This window comes from Borborobacter arsenicus, assembly GCF_003934165.1.
Lineage (GTDB): Bacteria > Pseudomonadota > Alphaproteobacteria > Rhizobiales > Rhizobiaceae > Pseudaminobacter > Pseudaminobacter arsenicus.
Map to the genome: position 1 here is coordinate 18,772 of NZ_RKST01000006.1, position 16,038 is coordinate 34,809.

At 64.0% G+C, this 16,038-nt stretch carries 11 protein-coding genes; 4 read left to right on the forward strand and 7 right to left on the reverse strand.

Going from position 1 to position 16,038, the window contains the following annotated elements:
* The first annotated feature begins 86 nt into the window (after positions 1-86).
* The 3 genes from EET67_RS10825 to fdhF all read left to right on the forward strand — a co-directional run bounded on the left by EET67_RS10825 (position 87) and on the right by fdhF (position 6,097).
* Positions 87-1,343 (forward strand): molybdopterin molybdotransferase MoeA, encoded by a 1,257-nt coding sequence (locus tag EET67_RS10825; RefSeq protein ID WP_128626195.1) that lies wholly within the window; start codon positions 87-89, stop codon positions 1,341-1,343.
* A 286-nt stretch (positions 1,344-1,629) separates the two neighbouring features.
* The gene (locus tag EET67_RS10830) at positions 1,630-3,303 is read left to right on the forward strand and encodes an NAD(P)H-dependent oxidoreductase subunit E (protein ID WP_128626196.1); all 1,674 of its coding nucleotides are present in this window, start codon (positions 1,630-1,632) and stop codon (positions 3,301-3,303) included.
* A 1-nt stretch (position 3,304) separates the two neighbouring features.
* Complete coding sequence (fdhF, locus tag EET67_RS10835) at positions 3,305-6,097, forward strand: formate dehydrogenase subunit alpha (protein WP_128626197.1); 2,793 nt, start codon at positions 3,305-3,307, stop codon at positions 6,095-6,097.
* A 136-nt stretch (positions 6,098-6,233) separates the two neighbouring features.
* Here the strand turns inward: fdhF and EET67_RS10840 are convergent, their stop codons facing one another.
* A complete protein-coding gene (locus EET67_RS10840; protein WP_128626198.1) occupies positions 6,234-7,388 on the reverse strand; it encodes an acyltransferase family protein in 1,155 nt (384 codons plus the stop codon).
* A gap of 185 nt (positions 7,389-7,573) precedes the next feature.
* On the opposite strand from EET67_RS10840, the gene EET67_RS10845 reads away from it, so the two are divergent.
* Complete coding sequence (locus EET67_RS10845) at positions 7,574-8,353, forward strand: metallophosphoesterase (RefSeq protein WP_128626199.1); 780 nt, start codon at positions 7,574-7,576, stop codon at positions 8,351-8,353.
* Positions 8,354-8,470: 117 nt separating this feature from the next.
* Here the strand turns inward: EET67_RS10845 and EET67_RS10850 are convergent, their stop codons facing one another.
* From EET67_RS10850 to EET67_RS10875, 6 genes are all read right to left on the reverse strand, one after another.
* On the reverse strand, positions 8,471-10,789 hold the full coding sequence (locus EET67_RS10850; RefSeq protein ID WP_128626200.1) for a polysaccharide biosynthesis tyrosine autokinase: 2,319 nt from the start codon (positions 10,787-10,789) through the stop codon (positions 8,471-8,473).
* Between the two features lie 199 nt (positions 10,790-10,988).
* The gene (locus tag EET67_RS10855) at positions 10,989-11,882 is read right to left on the reverse strand and encodes a UTP--glucose-1-phosphate uridylyltransferase (RefSeq protein ID WP_128626201.1); all 894 of its coding nucleotides are present in this window, start codon (positions 11,880-11,882) and stop codon (positions 10,989-10,991) included.
* Between the two features lie 54 nt (positions 11,883-11,936).
* Positions 11,937-12,896, reverse strand: a complete 960-nt coding sequence (locus EET67_RS10860; RefSeq protein ID WP_128626202.1) for a glycosyltransferase family 2 protein — start codon at positions 12,894-12,896, stop codon at positions 11,937-11,939.
* Positions 12,886-13,839: a glycosyltransferase family 2 protein gene (locus EET67_RS10865; protein ID WP_128626203.1), complete on the reverse strand. Its 954-nt coding sequence runs from the start codon at positions 13,837-13,839 to the stop codon at positions 12,886-12,888. The genes EET67_RS10860 and EET67_RS10865 overlap by 11 nt, the downstream gene beginning before the upstream one ends.
* Positions 13,836-14,834: a glycosyltransferase family 2 protein gene (locus tag EET67_RS10870; protein WP_245450856.1), complete on the reverse strand. Its 999-nt coding sequence runs from the start codon at positions 14,832-14,834 to the stop codon at positions 13,836-13,838. Before EET67_RS10870 ends, EET67_RS10865 begins: the two co-directional genes overlap by 4 nt.
* Before the next feature lie 25 nt (positions 14,835-14,859).
* The gene (locus EET67_RS10875) at positions 14,860-16,038 is read right to left on the reverse strand and encodes a glycosyltransferase family protein (protein ID WP_128626205.1); all 1,179 of its coding nucleotides are present in this window, start codon (positions 16,036-16,038) and stop codon (positions 14,860-14,862) included.

Consider the following 16,038-nt stretch of genomic DNA (forward strand, 5'->3'; position numbering starts at 1 on the left):
GTTGGCACGAAATGGGTCGCGCGTCAGCCTTATGTAATGATAGGGCGCAAATGGCCAATGTCGGGATGACGAAACGGTAGGAGATAATGGCGCAACTGACTGACGATTGCTTTGCCTTCGGCGGGCCGTTGCTGCCCGTCGACGACGCCATTGCAATGCTTGCCGCGCGCCTGAGCGCGGTGGAGGAAAGCGAGTCCCTGAAGCTGGTCGAGGCGGATGGCCGTGTGCTCGCCCGCGACCTCGTCGCCCCGTTGTCCCTGCCGCCCTTCACCAATTCGGCGGTCGATGGTTATGCCGTGCGCGGTGTAGACGTGCCGATGGACGAGGAAAAGGCCTTTGCAGTCGTCGGTCGCGTCCAGGCCGGGGCCGCCGCAAATGCCGCAGCGGAAGCCGGCCAGGCCGTTCGCGTCTTCACCGGGGCGCCGATGCCGCAAGGGGCCGATACGGTGTTCATGCAGGAGGACGTGCGGCTGGACGAGGCCGGCCGGGTCATCCTGCCGCCGGGTCTCAGGCGCGGCGCAAATGTCCGACCGCAGGGCGAAGACGTCGCCGCCGGACAGACGGTGCTCAAGGCGGGGCATCGCATGCGCCCGCAAGATGTGGCGCTAGCTGCAGCGCTGGGCCTCACCCATGTCGAGGCACGCCGGCGCATCCGCGTTGCCGTTCTTTCGACCGGCAATGAGATCGTCGCCCCCGGCACGCCGCGTGGCTCGGCCCAGCTCTTCGATTCCAACCGCTTCATGCTCATGGCGATGCTTGCCCGGCTCGGCTGCGAGGTCGATGATCTGGGCATCGTGCGCGACGATATGGGCTCTACCGCCGCGATGCTGCGTGACGCCGCCGCAACGCATGACCTGATCCTGGCCTCCGGCGGCGTTTCCACCGGCGAGGCCGATTTCGTCAAGGCGGCGGTGGAAAGCGTCGGCACGCTGGTCTTCTGGCGCATGGCCATCAAGCCCGGCCGTCCCGTCGCCATGGGCGTGATCGCCGGCAAGCCCTTCATCGGCCTGCCCGGAAATCCGGTAGCAAGCTTCGTCACCTTCGCCCATATCGCACGCCCGGCAATTGCCGCGCTTGCGGGCATGCAACCCGGCTCCTCCGTTTCCGTCCCGCTGCGTGCCGCTTTTTCCTACCGTAAGAAAGAGGGAAGGCGCGAATATGTCCGGGCAAGCCTGCGCAAGGCCGAAGACGGCACATTGGAGGCCGTCAAATTTCCGCGCGAGGGGGCGGGGCTTTTGTCCTCGCTGGTCGAAACAGACGGGCTTGTCGAACTCGGCGAGACAACCACAAATGTCACACCGGGCGAGATCGTGGCATTTCTGCCCTATTCCAGCCTATTATGAGGGCAGCGGGCCGAGGCAACCAACACCGCCTCCATTGCGACATTCGCTTTCGCATCCGAAGTCGCGTCATGCGGTGAGCTGGACAATACTCTGATCGAAAGGCCAATGGACCGGCGCGATCATGTGCCGCAATGATACCGCGGCCCGATGCTGCCATATCGGCATTTAGTGCATATGGGACATATCCTGGACGACATATGAAATTTGTGTAGCGTGAGGAATATCTTTTGCCTTATAGTCAAATTTCAGGATCGCCGGAACAGATGAGCTGCCAAGGGGAGAGACGATGACATTTCATGATCGGCGTCGGCGGGATCGTGGTCCGAAGGGCCGCGGACTTGATGATACCGCACTTGGCGAGGTCCAGGCGCTGCTGGGTTCGCGCGAGCGTCGCCGCGACCTTTTGATCGAGTTCCTGCATCTGATCCAGGACCGCTACGGACATTTGTCAGCGCGGCATTTGCGCGCTCTGGCGCATGAGATGAAGTTGGCGCAGGCCGAGGTCTATGAGGTCGCCTCCTTCTACGACCATTTCGACGTCGTCAAGGAAGGCGAGACGCCGCCGCCGGCACTCACCATCAGGGTCTGCGATTCGGTAAGCTGCATGCTGGCCGGTGCCGAGACACTGGTCGGCGCGCTTCAACAGGGAGCCGACCCGGCCTCGGTACGCGTGGTGCGCGCGCCCTGCATGGGCCGCTGCGCCGGCGCGCCTGCAGCGCGCATCGGCGACCGCGAGGTCGACCATGCCACGGTCGAAGGCCTGCTGGAGATGGCCAAAAGCGGCGACACCAAGATCAAGGTGCCGGACTATACCGGCCTTGCGGCCTATCGCGCCGAAGGCGGCTATCAATTGCTGGAGAAGGTGCGCAGCGGCAAGGTCACGGCCGAGACACTGATGGCCACGATGCAGAGCGCGGGCCTGCGCGGGCTTGGCGGCGCGGGCTTCCCGGCCGGCAAGAAGTGGGAGTTCGTGCGCTCCTATGCCGGGCCGCGTCTGATGTCGATCAATGGCGACGAAGGCGAACCGGGCACTTTCAAGGACCGCGTCTATCTGGAGCGCGACCCGCACCGCACGCTGGAAGGCGCGCTGATCGCCGCCCACGCGGTGGAGGCCGAGCGCATCTATTTCTATATGCGCGACGAATATCCGGCCGTACTGCACATTCTGCGCACCGAAATTGCCGCTCTTGAGGCCGCAGGACTTGCCAAGCCGGGCTTCATCGAGCTGCGGCGAGGTGCCGGCGCCTATATCTGCGGCGAAGAAAGCGCGATGCTGGAATCGATCGAGGGCAAGCGCGGGCTGCCGCGCCACCGGCCGCCCTATATCGCCGAGGTCGGCCTGTTCGGCCGGCCGACGCTCAACCACAATGTCGAGACGCTGTGGTGGATCCGCGACATCGTAGAAAAGGGCGCGGACTGGTTCGCAGGCCTTGGCAAGCCCGGCCATCCGGGCATCCGCTCTTGGTCGGTGTCGGGCCGCGTGAAGAACCCCGGCGTCAAGCTGGCGCCGGCCGGCGTCACCGTGCGCGAACTCATCGAAGAGCATTGCGGCGGCATGGCTGATGGCCACAGCTTCAAGGCCTATCTGCCGGGCGGCGCCTCGGGCGGCATCCTGCCGGCCTCGATGGGCGATATTCCGCTGGATTTCGGCGGCGAGCTTGCCAAGCAGGGTGCCTTTGTCGGCTCGCATGCGATCGTCATCTTCTCCGATGAGGACAGCGCCAAGGCGGCAACGCTGAACTTGCTGAAGTTCTTCAAGCATGAGAGCTGCGGCCAGTGCACGCCGTGCCGCGAGGGAACAGGCAAGATGGTGGCGCTCCTGCAGAAGGACGGCACACTCGACGAGGCAGGCCTGCGCGACCTGGAGATGGTGATGCGCGACGCCTCCATTTGCGGGCTCGGCCAGGCCGCGCCCAACCCGGTCAACCATTTGCTGACGCATTTCCGTGAGGACCTCTGAGATGGCGGACAGAATCGAATTCACTCTTGACGGCAAGACGGTTTCGGCGACTGAGGGCGAGACCATCTGGGACGTGGCAAAGCGCGAGGGAACCAATATCCCGCATCTGTGCCATGTCGACCTGCCGGGCTATCGCACCGACGGCAATTGCCGCGCCTGCATGGTCGATATCGAAGGCGAACGCGTGCTTGCCGCCTCCTGCATCCGCAAGCCGACCGCCGGCATGGTGGTCAAGACCGGCACCGAGCGGGCCGAGAAGTCGCGCCAGATGGTGTTCGAACTGCTCGCCAGCAATATGCGCCCGGCCGAGGAAGGCCCCGACAACCAGTCGGCCTTCTGGCAATGGGCGTCCTCGATGGGGATTTCGGGCAGCGCGCGCTTCCCGTCCAAATTCGACGCCGCCGAAGTAGCCGAGTTCGACATCTCCAATCCGGCGATCGCCGTCAATCTCGATGCCTGCATCGCCTGCGGCGCCTGCGTGCGCGCCTGCCGGGAAGTGCAGGTCAATGACGTCATCGGCATGGCCGATCGCGGCGGCCACACGGTGCCGGTGTTCGATATGCACGACCCGATGGGTCTTTCGACCTGCGTGACCTGCGGCGAATGCGTACAGGCCTGTCCGACCGGCGCGCTTTACGAGAAGACGCTCATGGATGAAGCCGGCAAGACCCGCGCCATCCAGGAATTCGACAAGGTCGTGGATTCGCTGTGCCCGTTCTGCGGCGTCGGCTGCCAGACCAGCGTTGCGGTCAAGGACAACAAAATCGTCCAGATCGACGGCCGCAACGGCCCGGCCAACGAAAACCGGCTTTGCGTCAAGGGCCGCTTCGGCTTCGACTACGCAATGTCGCCGGAGCGGCTGACCAAGCCGCTGATCCGCCGCGACGACGCGCCCAAGGCCGGCGATGCCGACATGCGCAATGTCGACCCGCTCACCGTTTTCCGCGAGGCGACCTGGGAGGAGGCGCTGGAACGCGCCGCCAGCGGGTTGAAGAAGATTCTCAATGAGGATGGCGGCAGCGCGCTTGCCGGTTTCGGCTCGGCCAAGGGCTCCAATGAGGAAGCCTATCTGTTCCAGAAATTCATCCGCCAGGGCTTCGGCACCAACAATGTTGACCACTGCACCCGGTTGTGTCACGCCTCCTCGGTCGCGGCCCTGATGGAGGGCGTCGGCTCCGGCGCGGTGTCGGCGCCGTTCATGGATGCGATGAAGGCCGAATGCGTCATCATCATCGGTGCGCGCCCGACCACCAACCATCCGGTCGCCGCCACCTATTTCAAGCAGGCGGTCAAGCGCGGCACCAAGCTCATCATCATGGACCCGCGCGGCCAGGACCTGATGCGCCACGCCACCCATTCGCTGCGCTTCAAGCCCGGTAGCGACGTCGCCATGCTCAATGCGCTGCTGCACGTCATCATCGAGGAAAAGCTCTATGACGAGCAATATATCCAGGCCAATGTCACCGGCTTCGAGGCGCTGAAGGAGAAGGTCAAGGACTTCTCGCCCGAGGAGATGGCCAAGGTCTGCGGCATCGAGGCTTCGGTGCTGCGCGACGTGGCCCGCACCTATGCCAAGTCCGAGCGCTCGATGATCTTCTGGGGCATGGGCGTCTCCCAGCACACCCACGGCACCGACAATTCGCGCTGCCTGATCGCGCTGGCGCTGATCACCGGCCATGTCGGGCGTCCCGGCACCGGTCTGCACCCGCTGCGCGGCCAGAACAACGTCCAGGGCGCCTCGGATGCCGGCCTGATCCCGATGTACTACCCCGACTACAAGTCGGTGGAGAACATCGACATTCGTGGTCAGTACGAGAACTTCTGGGGCCAGACGCTCGATCCCAAGCGCGGCCTGACCGTGGTCGAGATCATCGACGCCATCCATGCCGACGAGATCAAGGGCATGTATGTCATGGGCGAGAATCCGGCCATGTCGGACCCCGACCAGACCCATGCCCGCGCCGCTCTTGCCAAGCTCGACCATCTGGTGGTGCAGGACATCTTCCTCACCGAGACCGCCTGGCATGCCGACGTGGTGCTGCCGGCCTCGGCGCATGCCGAGAAACTCGGCACCTTCACCAACACCAACCGTCAGGTGCAGATCGGCCGCCCGGCGCTCGACATGCCCGGCGAGGCGCGCCAAGATCTCGACCTCATCATCGACCTTGCCAAGCGCATGGGGCTCGACTGGAACTATGCCCATGTCTCGGAGGTCTATACCGAGATGGCGCAGGTGATGCCTTCGCTCAAGCACATCTCCTGGGAGCGCATAGAGCGTGAGGGCTCGGTCATCTATCCGGCTGACGGTCCTGACGTGCCGGGCAACGAGATCGTCTTCACCTCCGGCTTCCCGACTTCCGACGGGCGCGGCCGCATCGTGCCGACCGACCTGTTGCCGCCCGACGAGGTGCCGGACGCGGAATACCCGCTGGTGCTCACCACAGGGCGTATCCTCGAACATTGGCACACCGGCGCCATGACGCGGCGCGCCGGCGTCCTCAATGCCATCGAGCCCTATGGCATCGCTGCCATGAACCCCTACGAGATCGAGCGGCGCGGCCTGCATATCGGCGACATGGTGCAGGTCGAAACCCGGCGCGGCACCGTCGAGGCAATCCTGCGCGCCGACCGCGAAGTCGCGGACGGTATGGTGTTCATGCCGTTCTGCTTCAATGAAAGCCCGGCTAACAAGCTCACCAACCCGATGCTCGATCCCTACGGCAAGATTCCCGAGTTCAAATATTGCGCCGCCCGTGTCGAGCCGCTGACCCAACACGCAGAGGCTGCGGAGTAACGCAGATATTCATGTCGATCGAAAAGGGGCGGAGCGCCAGTGCTCCGCCCCTTTTTGCATCTTGATCCGGGGCTAGATCATTTTGTTACGCAATTCCGGACGCAAAACCGTAAGCACTTTTGCTGGAATTGCTCTATCAGTTGCGCACGCCTCCCGCCGCCGCAGCCCGCTCCGGCTTGCGCCCCATCAGGGGCGGAACGCGATGGCCGGCATTGAACAGGAACAGCAGCGCCGGCGACCGGTTGATGATCTGCAACCCGATGACAGCCGCGATCACCGCCAGCAACGGCAGCGTGAAGAATGTAATGAAAAACAGGTCCGAGCCGTAATTGCCGAAGACGCGCCGGAACAGGATGCCGGCGAAATTGAACAGGATGGCGTGGCTGCAGAACAGGAAGAAGGCGTAGGGCTCCAGCCGCATGAACAACTCGGCCGCAGAGGAGCGCCGGATGAAGCCCGTCAGGCCCCAGAAACCCGCCGCCATCGTCACCCGCAGCAGCGTGTCGAGCGTCAGCCGCAGCGTGTCGTCCATTTCCGTGAGCAGGATGCGCTCGATGCGGATGGCCAGGAAGATCGCCACCATCGCCACGAGCCCGATAGACAGGAAGCACGCCAGGCGGTCGATACTCTTTTCCTCCAGCGCGCCCATGCGCAGCCACATGCCGAGCCCGAAAAACAGCAGCAATTGCGGCCGCTGCAGGATGTAGAGGCCTTCGCCAAACAAGGTGAAGACGACGAGCGCGGCAATGACGACAATGGGAAAGCGCCGCAACCCGACATAGAGGACCGGCGCAAACAGGCAGCAGACGAAAAGATCGCGCAGGAACCACAATGGCACCACCAGCGGCCATTGCGTGACCGCGAGGAAAGCGTTGGCAATGCCGAGTGCCGTGAATTCGGGCATGTCGTGCCATTTGCCGGAAAGCAGGCCATAGGCCACGAGCAGCACCAGCATCAGCGCGTTCCAGGCGATGAGCGGCACCATCAGCGTCTTCAGCTTGGACAGCACCAGCCCGCCCGTCCCGGCCTTAAGCAGGCTGGAAACGATGAAATAGCCCGAAACGACGCTGAGCAGCGAAACCGAGCTCAGCCCGGCCAGTCGCGTCAGGATGAAATAGACGATATCGAAAAAGCCGGCATCGCGATCATAGACATTCTCGGCAATGCCCGGCTGGACATGGACGAAGGTCATGAAAAAAATGCACAGGGTGCGGGCGATCCTGATACGATCCGACAATGTTGCCGGCACCTTCGAAACGGACTTGTCGGATTTTGGCGGCAGCGCGCGCATGGTCGATCTCTATCCTCAAGGGTTCGGGATGAACCATCGCCAAGGTTGCAAAAACCCGCGCGGCGATGCACTTGCACACGTTCTAGGCGGCACGGATGGTCCAAATGTGAAGACCGTGGCATTCGCCGGTCTCTGCCGGTTCACGAAATGCAACCCGGCTTAATGAAAGGCATCAGGAACGGCGGATGAAAAAACTGGCTGCTCTCATCGGCCTGGGCAAGGTTCCGGCGCGGCCAAGGCGGGCACGGCTGCAACTCGACACGGCCGATACCGCTATCTATGCGATCGGCGATGTCCATGGCTGCCTCGACGAACTGCTCGCGCTGGAAAGCGTGATCGCTGCCGACGCCGCCCGGCTTACTGGCCGAAAGCTCATCATCATGCTCGGCGACTATGTCGACCGCGGACCGGCCTCCGCGCAGGTGCTCGATCATCTGACCCAGCCGCCGCCCGAGGGGTTCGAGCGCATCTGCCTTGCCGGCAATCACGAGATGCAGATGCTCGACTACGCCGAGGGCCGTAGCGACCTGCCGCCATGGCTTGCCATCGGAGCCGCGGCGACCCTGCATTCCTACGGCATCGATCACCAGCGGCTTGATCAGGTCTATCGCGCGGCCGGGCAAGCGGACGAGATCATCCGCAAGACATTCCCCGCAGCGCATCTGGCGTTCCTGCGGTCCCTGCCGGTCCTGGTCGAAGCACCGCGCTATATCTTCGTCCATGCCGGTTTCAGGCCGGATATGGAGCTCGACCGCCAGCCGGACGAGGACCTCCTCACGATCCGCTCTGCCTTTTACGAGCGCGCCCATCTGCTGAAGAAATATGTCGTGCACGGCCACACGCCGGTAGAGGAGGCCGAGCGCGACGGTGCGCGCATCAATATCGACACCGGCGCCTGTTTCACCGGAAGGCTCACCGCGTTGCGCATCTGGCAGGATATGGGCCGCTATCTCAGCAACAGATAGACCATGATGCCGAAAAGTGGATGCCGGTTTTCGGCATCATGGTCCATCTGTTTGATTTTGCTGCATGTATGCGACGCCAGGTGATTCCACTTGGCTGCAACATGCTTTAAGGCGGGATCACGCGCCCTTGCCGTTCATGCCCGCCTGTTCGACATAATAGGAGGCGTAGCGGTCGAGATATTGTTCCGAGCCGCCAAATGCGCCGTAGCGCGCAAGCGTCTTCATATCGGTCTTGTTGAGGATGATGCCGAGCGTACGCGCTGCGATCTGCGGTTCGGCCTGCAGGGTCGCGCGCACCAGCGCCCGCGGCGTCGCTCCCCATTCGGAGACAAGCACGAAACCATCGGCCAGTGGCGCGAAGGCCTTGGCATCGACCACCGGCCCGAGCGGCGGCAGGTCGACGACGATATAGTCGTAGCTTTCGCGTGCCTCCGCGATCAGGTCGCGCATGCCGGGACTGGAGATCAATTCGCTGGTATGAGACAGGCGCCCGCGCACGGAAGCCGGAATGATGGCAAGCTTGGTGGTGCGGTCGATCAGCACCGTCGACTGCCAGCGCTGCTCGCCAACGATCGCATCGACCAGGCTCTTTTCAGGCGCAAGCGACAGGCCGCGACTCAAGCCCGGATTGCGGAGGTCGCCGTCGATCAGCAGGGTGCGCGCGCCATTTGCCGCAAGCAGCCCGGCGAAATTCGCCGCCACCGTGGTCTTGCCTTCGCGCGGCAGCACCGAGACGAAGCCAATCACCTTGCACTGCCTGCCCTGCATCACGACATCGCAGGCAAGCTTGGCGTTGCGCAAAGTTTCGGCAAAGGACGAGGACGGCGCATTGATCGCCACCCGCAATATGCGCGGGGTGACCGGCTGGGCCGGGTCGGCCGCCTTGCTGCCGGGTCTGGGCGCGGTCGCCGCCAGATGCGGGCCGACACTCGGCAGATAGCCGAGGAAGTTGATATTGAGGGCTGAGCGCACATCCTCGCCGGTGCGGAAGAAGCGCTCGCGAAACTCGCGGAGTGCCCCGGCCGCCGCACCGCCGAACAGGCCCAGCACCAGAGACAGGCCGAGCACCAGCGACTTGCGCGGGCTGGAGGCCGAAACCGGATCGCCTGCCTCGGAGATCACGCGCGCCTTGGCGATCGGGAAGGAACGCTGCTGCGATGCCTCCTCGTAGCGGGCAAGATAGGCCTGATAGAGCGTCGCCAGCGCGGAGGATTTCTGTTCCAGTTCGCGTAACTGCACCAGCGAGGCGCCGGCATCCGAGCTCTGGCCGGCCATCTTGCCGACATTGCCGCGCAGCGATTCTTCGCGCGATTTGGCCACCTCATATTCGTTGCGGTAGCTTTCGGTAAGCCGCTTCAGTTCCAGGAATATCTGCCGCTCCAGGTCGGACTGTTCGCGCCGCAACGCCACCGCCTGCGCATGATCCTCGCCGAAGCGCGCAGCGATTTCCTGTTCGCGCTTGCTGATCGCCAGATAGCGCGCCTTGAGATCGTTGATGACCGGGCTGTTGCCCTTGTCGGCCGGAATGGTCGCGTTCCTGACGGCGTTTTCCTGCCCGCTGTCGATGATCGTCTTGAACTGGCTGTAGCGGGCAAGTGCATTGGCGGTTTCGGCCTGGGCAAGGATGAGCTGGCTGTTGAGATCAGAAAGCTGCTGTTCGGAAATCAGTTCGCCGCGCGCCGAGGTCAGCCCATGCGCGGCGCGGAATTTTTCGACCTCAAGAGCTGCAGCCTGCGAACTGTCGCGCAGATCGGTCAGCCTGCCCTGCAACCACACGGTGGCGCGCTGGGTGGCATCGAAATTGGCATCCAGCTGATCGGAAAGATAGGCGTCGGCATAGGCGCGCGCGATCGCGCCGGCAAGCTTGCGGTTATGCGACCGGAACGACACATTGATCACATAGCTGCGGCCGATGCGTTCGGCCTCGAGGCCTTGCTGCAAGAGCGCCACCGCCTTGCCGATCCTGGCCCTCTCCTCCGATCCGGCCGCCGGCTGCGGCGCAGACGAAAACGGCCGCAGCGCGCCCTTGATGCGGTCCTTCGCCCACCCCACCGGCGATACCGGCGGGTTGAGGAAGGCTTCGTTCCGGTCGAGCTTTTGCGCGGCAACCACGGTGCGGGCAAGCCGGCTCGATTTCAGGATCTCGACCTCGCTGAGGATCATCGAATCGGCCTGGACGCGGGCGGGCGGCGCGTCCTTCTCCTCAGCGAATTTGGCCAGGCTGTCGTCCAGCAATATGCGCGTGGCGGCGGTATATTCAGGCGGCGTGAACACCAGATAGGCGACGCCGAGCCCGACGCCGATAGCGGCGCAAAGCGCAATCAGGCGCGCCTGCCTCAATGCGATCGCCGCCAACCGCTCCAGGTCGATGAAGCGATCCGCGTCGTCGGATTGGGTATAAAGCCTGGCGGCCGGCGAAATGCTTTTCTGATGCATGGTACTCAGGCGGCGTCCTGCGCCAATTTCGTTTCGCCTTGCCGAATGCCCGAAATGCGCTCCGGCGGCGTCGATCTGCGTTCGTCTGCGATGCCTTGCGGCGGCATCAACCATAGACATGAGGCGAGAATGCGTTCTCGCCTCACGTCTGCGCTATGGAGCGCCTGCCGGCCGTCACCAGCCACAGGCGCAATCAGCCTCACGCCGCTTCGCGCCGTTCCTGTCCCGCGATCATCTCGGCGATGGGGCCGAAGACGAGGTCGCGGATGTCGGCGCGTGCCAGCGCGAAGGCGACATTGGCCTGGATGAAGCCCTCCTTGGAGCCGCAGTCGAAGGTGCGCCCGGCATAGGGATGGGCGTGGAAGGCCTGGCTGTCGGCCAGCCGGCGCATCGCATCGGTGAGCTGGATCTCGTTGCCGGCGCCGCGCTCCTGCGTGCCGAGCAGTTCGAACACCTCCGGCTGCAATATGTAGCGGCCGTTGATGTAATAGTTGGAGGGCGCCTGCGCCGGGTCGGGCTTTTCCACCATGCCGGTCACCACAAAGCCCGAGCCGACCTCGCCGCCCTTGCCGACGATGCCGTATTTGCCGGTCTCGGTCGGGTCGCATTGCTCGACCGCGATCACATTGCCGCCGGTACGCTCGTAAAGCTCCATCGCCCCAGCCAGGCAGCCGCGGGCCCCGAACGACACCATGTCGGGCAACAGCAGCGCGAACGGCTCGTCGCCGATGATGTCGCGGGCGCACCACACCGCATGGCCAAGCCCGTGCGGCACCTGCTGGCGGGTGAACGAGACCGCGCCGGCCGGCAGCTGCAGCGCCTGCAGGGCGGTGATCTGGCCGACCTTGTTTGTCCGCGTCAGCGTGTCGAGCAGTTCGGGCTGGATGTCGAAATAGTCCTCGATGACATGCTTGTTGCGGCCGGTGACGAAGACGATGTGCTCGATGCCGGCCTCCAGCGCCTCATCGACCGCATATTGCACCACCGGCCGATCGACCACCGTCAGCATCTCCTTCGGCATCGCCTTGGTCGCCGGCAGGAAACGCGTTCCCAACCCCGCCACCGGGATCACCGCCTTCTTCACTTGTTTCATCATCTATCCCTGACTTGGTTATTGAAAATTATCCCGCCCGAAACTCGACGCGCCCTACCGCGCCTGGCCCGCAAAGGGCCGCGCCAGGCGCGAAAGTCGCGCCGCGATCGGCATGCGCAGATGCCTGAGCGCCGCCGGATCGCGCCAGGCCGTTCCCAATGCCTTGAGCGCCGCACGATCCTTCAAATGGCCTACCAGCGCCAGGAACGACGCGGCCCGCTCCAGGCTGCGGGTGCGGCGTGACTGCGCGGCAAGGGCTGCCCCCTCCAGTCGATAGCGCTGCATCAAGGCGGCATCCGCCTCCAGCATCGCTTCGACATGGTGGAGTTCCAGCACCCGGGAAATCGATCCGGCCCGTACGTGATAGGCATAGAGGGCCTGAGGCTCGACAACGCAGCGCCCGCCCTCGGCCAAAGCCGATGCAAGGAAAATATAGTCTTCGCCGATGCGCAGCCCAGTGTCGTAGCGCAAACCGTGTCGCTCGATGAAAGCCCGCTCGAAGATCGGCTTCATATAGCCGAAGGAGAAGGTTTCCTCGAACATCAGGTTCGCGGCGATGAAGCCGGCAAGCGAGAGTTCCGGCATGCCCTCCAGCATCTCGTGCGGAAACATCGCGGCGCTCGTCCCGCCCTCTTCCTGCACGACCTCGATATTGTCGACGGCGATCTGCGCGGATTTTTCTTCGGCACGGCCGATCATCCGGGTCAGCCGCTGCGGGTGCATCTTATCGTCGGCATCGAGCACGACGACAAAGCGCCCTCTCGCCGCCTCCAGCCCGGCATTGCGCGCGCCGCCCGGCCCGCGATTTCTCTCCAGCGCCACCACACGCACTGCAGCCGGCGCAAAGGAACGGGCGATTTCGAGCGTGCCGTCGGTCGAGCAATCGTCGATCACCACGACCTCCACCGCAACACCTTCCTGGCGCAAGGCGCTGTCGACGGCGCGCGCAAGCGTATCCTGCGCATTAAAGGCGGCAATGACGACGCTCACATCGGGACCGGTCTCAGGCGACATTGCGCTTCCCCGCCGGTTCCTCGCCATATTGGCGGATTTCACGAACGCCCAGCAGTCCGCCGACGACGCCGATATGCATCGCCCCGCGCAGGGTAAAGCCATTACGCTTCTGCGCATTGGCGACATGGACGGAGGCAAGCGCGAAGCAATAGGCGACCTTGGCGACAGCGACGCCGATCGCGCCGAGGCCTGCCGCCCCGTGCCGGGTCTGGCCAAGCAGCCGTCCATGCGTCTGGCCGCTGCGAAACCGGCGCTGCATAAGCCAGGAAAACCGGGCGCGGTTCTCCGGCACCGGCTCATGCACCATCGCCTGCGGCGCGAAGACGATGTGGCCGCCCGCGCGGTAAAGCTGGGTGAAATATTCCGTATCCTCGCCGCCGGTGCGGCCAAGCGCCAGGTTGAAGCGCCGCCCGCGCAGCCGAGACGAGGAGCGCCGCAGCATGACATTGCCGCTATAGCCGGTGTGGATCTCGCCTTCCACGAATACCGGCCTTGTCGAGTGGAAATCGCCGCGCCGCATCCAGTCCGGCGCATTGGCCGAATAGACCGCCTCGACCGGTCCCAGCACGGCATCGGCACCGGTGACGCTCATCGCCGAGGACAATGCGACCAGCCATTGCGGGCAGGCGGTGGAATCATCGTCGATGAAGGCGATAACATCGCCCGAGGCGCTTTCCAGGCAGGCATTGCGCGCGATCGAGATGTTCGATGCCGGGCAATGGACATAGATCACGTCGAAAGGCAGCCGTGCCGCCAGCGCATAGACAAGGTCGCGCGCACTGGGCTCTGTATCGTTGTCGGCAACGATGACGCGAACAGTTGCATTGGGCGGCACATCCAGCGCGCCGATGGACAGGAGCGTGTCCTCAAGCTCGCGGCGACGATAGGTGCATATGCACACATCGATGCGAAGTGACGCCGGCAAATCCTCAGGCGCAATCATGATGGCTCCACTTCGCGCTTGCGCAAATCGAGCAGTTGCAGCCAGAAGCCGGACGACCAGCCGAGATGCATGACCATCGCCGAAAAAGCCGCCAGCGGCCCATAGGGATTGCGCTGCATAACGGCCATCCAGATGCCGTAGCCGAGACAGGCTGCCATCCACAGTCCGGCCGGCAGCAAGGCGGTCCAGTTCAGGAAGGCCAGCAGGGAACCGGCCACCACCGGCATCACCACCAGCGGCAGCATCTGCCGCAGCTTCGGCATGGCGCGATGTTTCAGGATATTCTTCGCCCGCCCCCGGCCATAGCCGAGATATTGCCGGAAAAGCGCCGCCACGGAAGCGCGCGGGTAGTAGATCATATAGGTCTTGCCGGTCATCCACAGAAGGTAGCCCGCCGCGCGCAGCCGGTAGTCGAGTTCGGCATCCTCATTGTGGCTGAAGCTCTCGTCATAGCCGCCGACCGCACGAAAGGCCGCAACGCGCATCAGCGCATGGTGGCCGTGATCGGCCCAATGGCCCTTCGTGCCCTGCCGATGCGGCGAGCCGCCATTACCGAGCCGCGAATTCTGGGCGATCGCGGTCGCCTTCTGGAAGGTGCCGAAGCCGCGCGTCGCCATCGCCACCACGACCGAATCCGCGCCGGTCGCCTCGGCTTCCTCGACCAGCCGGTCGCAATAGTCGGCCGGGTAGTCGCCATGGGCATCGATGCGGATGAAGCTTGCGCATTCATCGCCATAGGCCGCCACCGCCAGATTGATGGCCGCGCTTTGAAGTTTCCTGGGATTGGCGAGCAGGCGCACATGCGGGTTTTCCGCCGCAATCCGCTTCACGATTGCCGGCGTCGCGTCGCTGCTGCCGCCATCCACCACGATAATTCTCATATCGAGGCGCTCAGCCGACGGCATAAGCCGGTCGATCAGCGCCTCGATATGAGCGGCCTCGTTGAGGCAGGGAATGATCACCATGCATGGCATGGCGGCTCTCGCATCTGTCATTGTCATGTCCGTTCTGGCGCTCGCGTCAGGCGGCCTGCAGGATGGCGTCGGGAGTCTTCACGCAGGTGAGCCCCCTCAGGCGCTCGACCAGCGCGCGGCAATCGCGCAGATCGCAGACCCAGGTGCCGCGATCTTCGGCCCCGACCCGGTTGCGTGCCGCCGTATAGGCCTCGATGTCCATCGCTCCCACACAAGCCTGCAATGCATCGACCGAAGGCTCGTCGAGAAGCAGCCCGAGATGGCGGTCGGAAAGGAAACGCCCGGTCTCGGTCTGGCGCATGGCGATCGGCACCGTGCCGTGACGACAGCCTTCGTAAAGCCGATTGGGCAGGAGCCAGCTCGAGTTCAGCCCGTCCTCGAAGAAGTCGATCGCCCAGGAAAAATGCACTTCGCCATAGATGCGGGCGAGGTCTTCGGGATTGCGATAGGCACCTTCGAAGCGGATATGAGGTTCCGCGGCGACGAGCCGGTCGAAATCGGCGAATTCGCGATAGGCGGGCCGCCCCCGCAGCACGACCTCGAAGCGCCCTTCCATGCGCCGCGTGAAAGCGGAAAGCAGTTCCAGCGACTTACGGCACCTGAGAGCGCCGAACCAGCCGATGCGCCAGGGTTGGTTGTTAGCCGGCGCAGTGTTGGCTGCCGCGGGGTCCGCCGGCTGCTCCGCCAGTTCAAGCACCTTGTTCTGCAACAACGCCACCGGCGCATCGATCTGCCTGAAGCGCGTGAAATAATTGCGCTGGAATGCCGGAGAACTGGTCACCAGCAGAGCCGAGCGGCGGCCGAGAAGGCGCTCGGCCCCCCGCAGCGCGCGCGAAACCGTGGTTTCGCCAAGAAGCAGCCGATGGATGTCAAGGCATTCATAGACGACAGGAATGTCGCCGCCCTGAAATTGCGCCCGCGCCCGTTGCGCAAGCGCCAGCATCTCCAGATTGCGGCCGATGATCACGTCCGGCCTGCCGACACCTTTCAGCTTCATGCCGAGAGACAGCGCCGCCTTGGCGACAGCCAGCAGCCGCTGCGCGAATTTGCCGTCCTGCGTGTGGCCAAGATCGATCGGCGTCAGGTTTTCCACGCGCACGACCGGTTGCTCCGCCCTGCGGAAGCCGGCCAGAGTGACCTTTGCCCCGCCGGCTTGAAGCATGATCACGCGCCGGCGAACCGCCGGGTCGCACAGATCATGCACCAGATAGAGAATGTGCAGCAT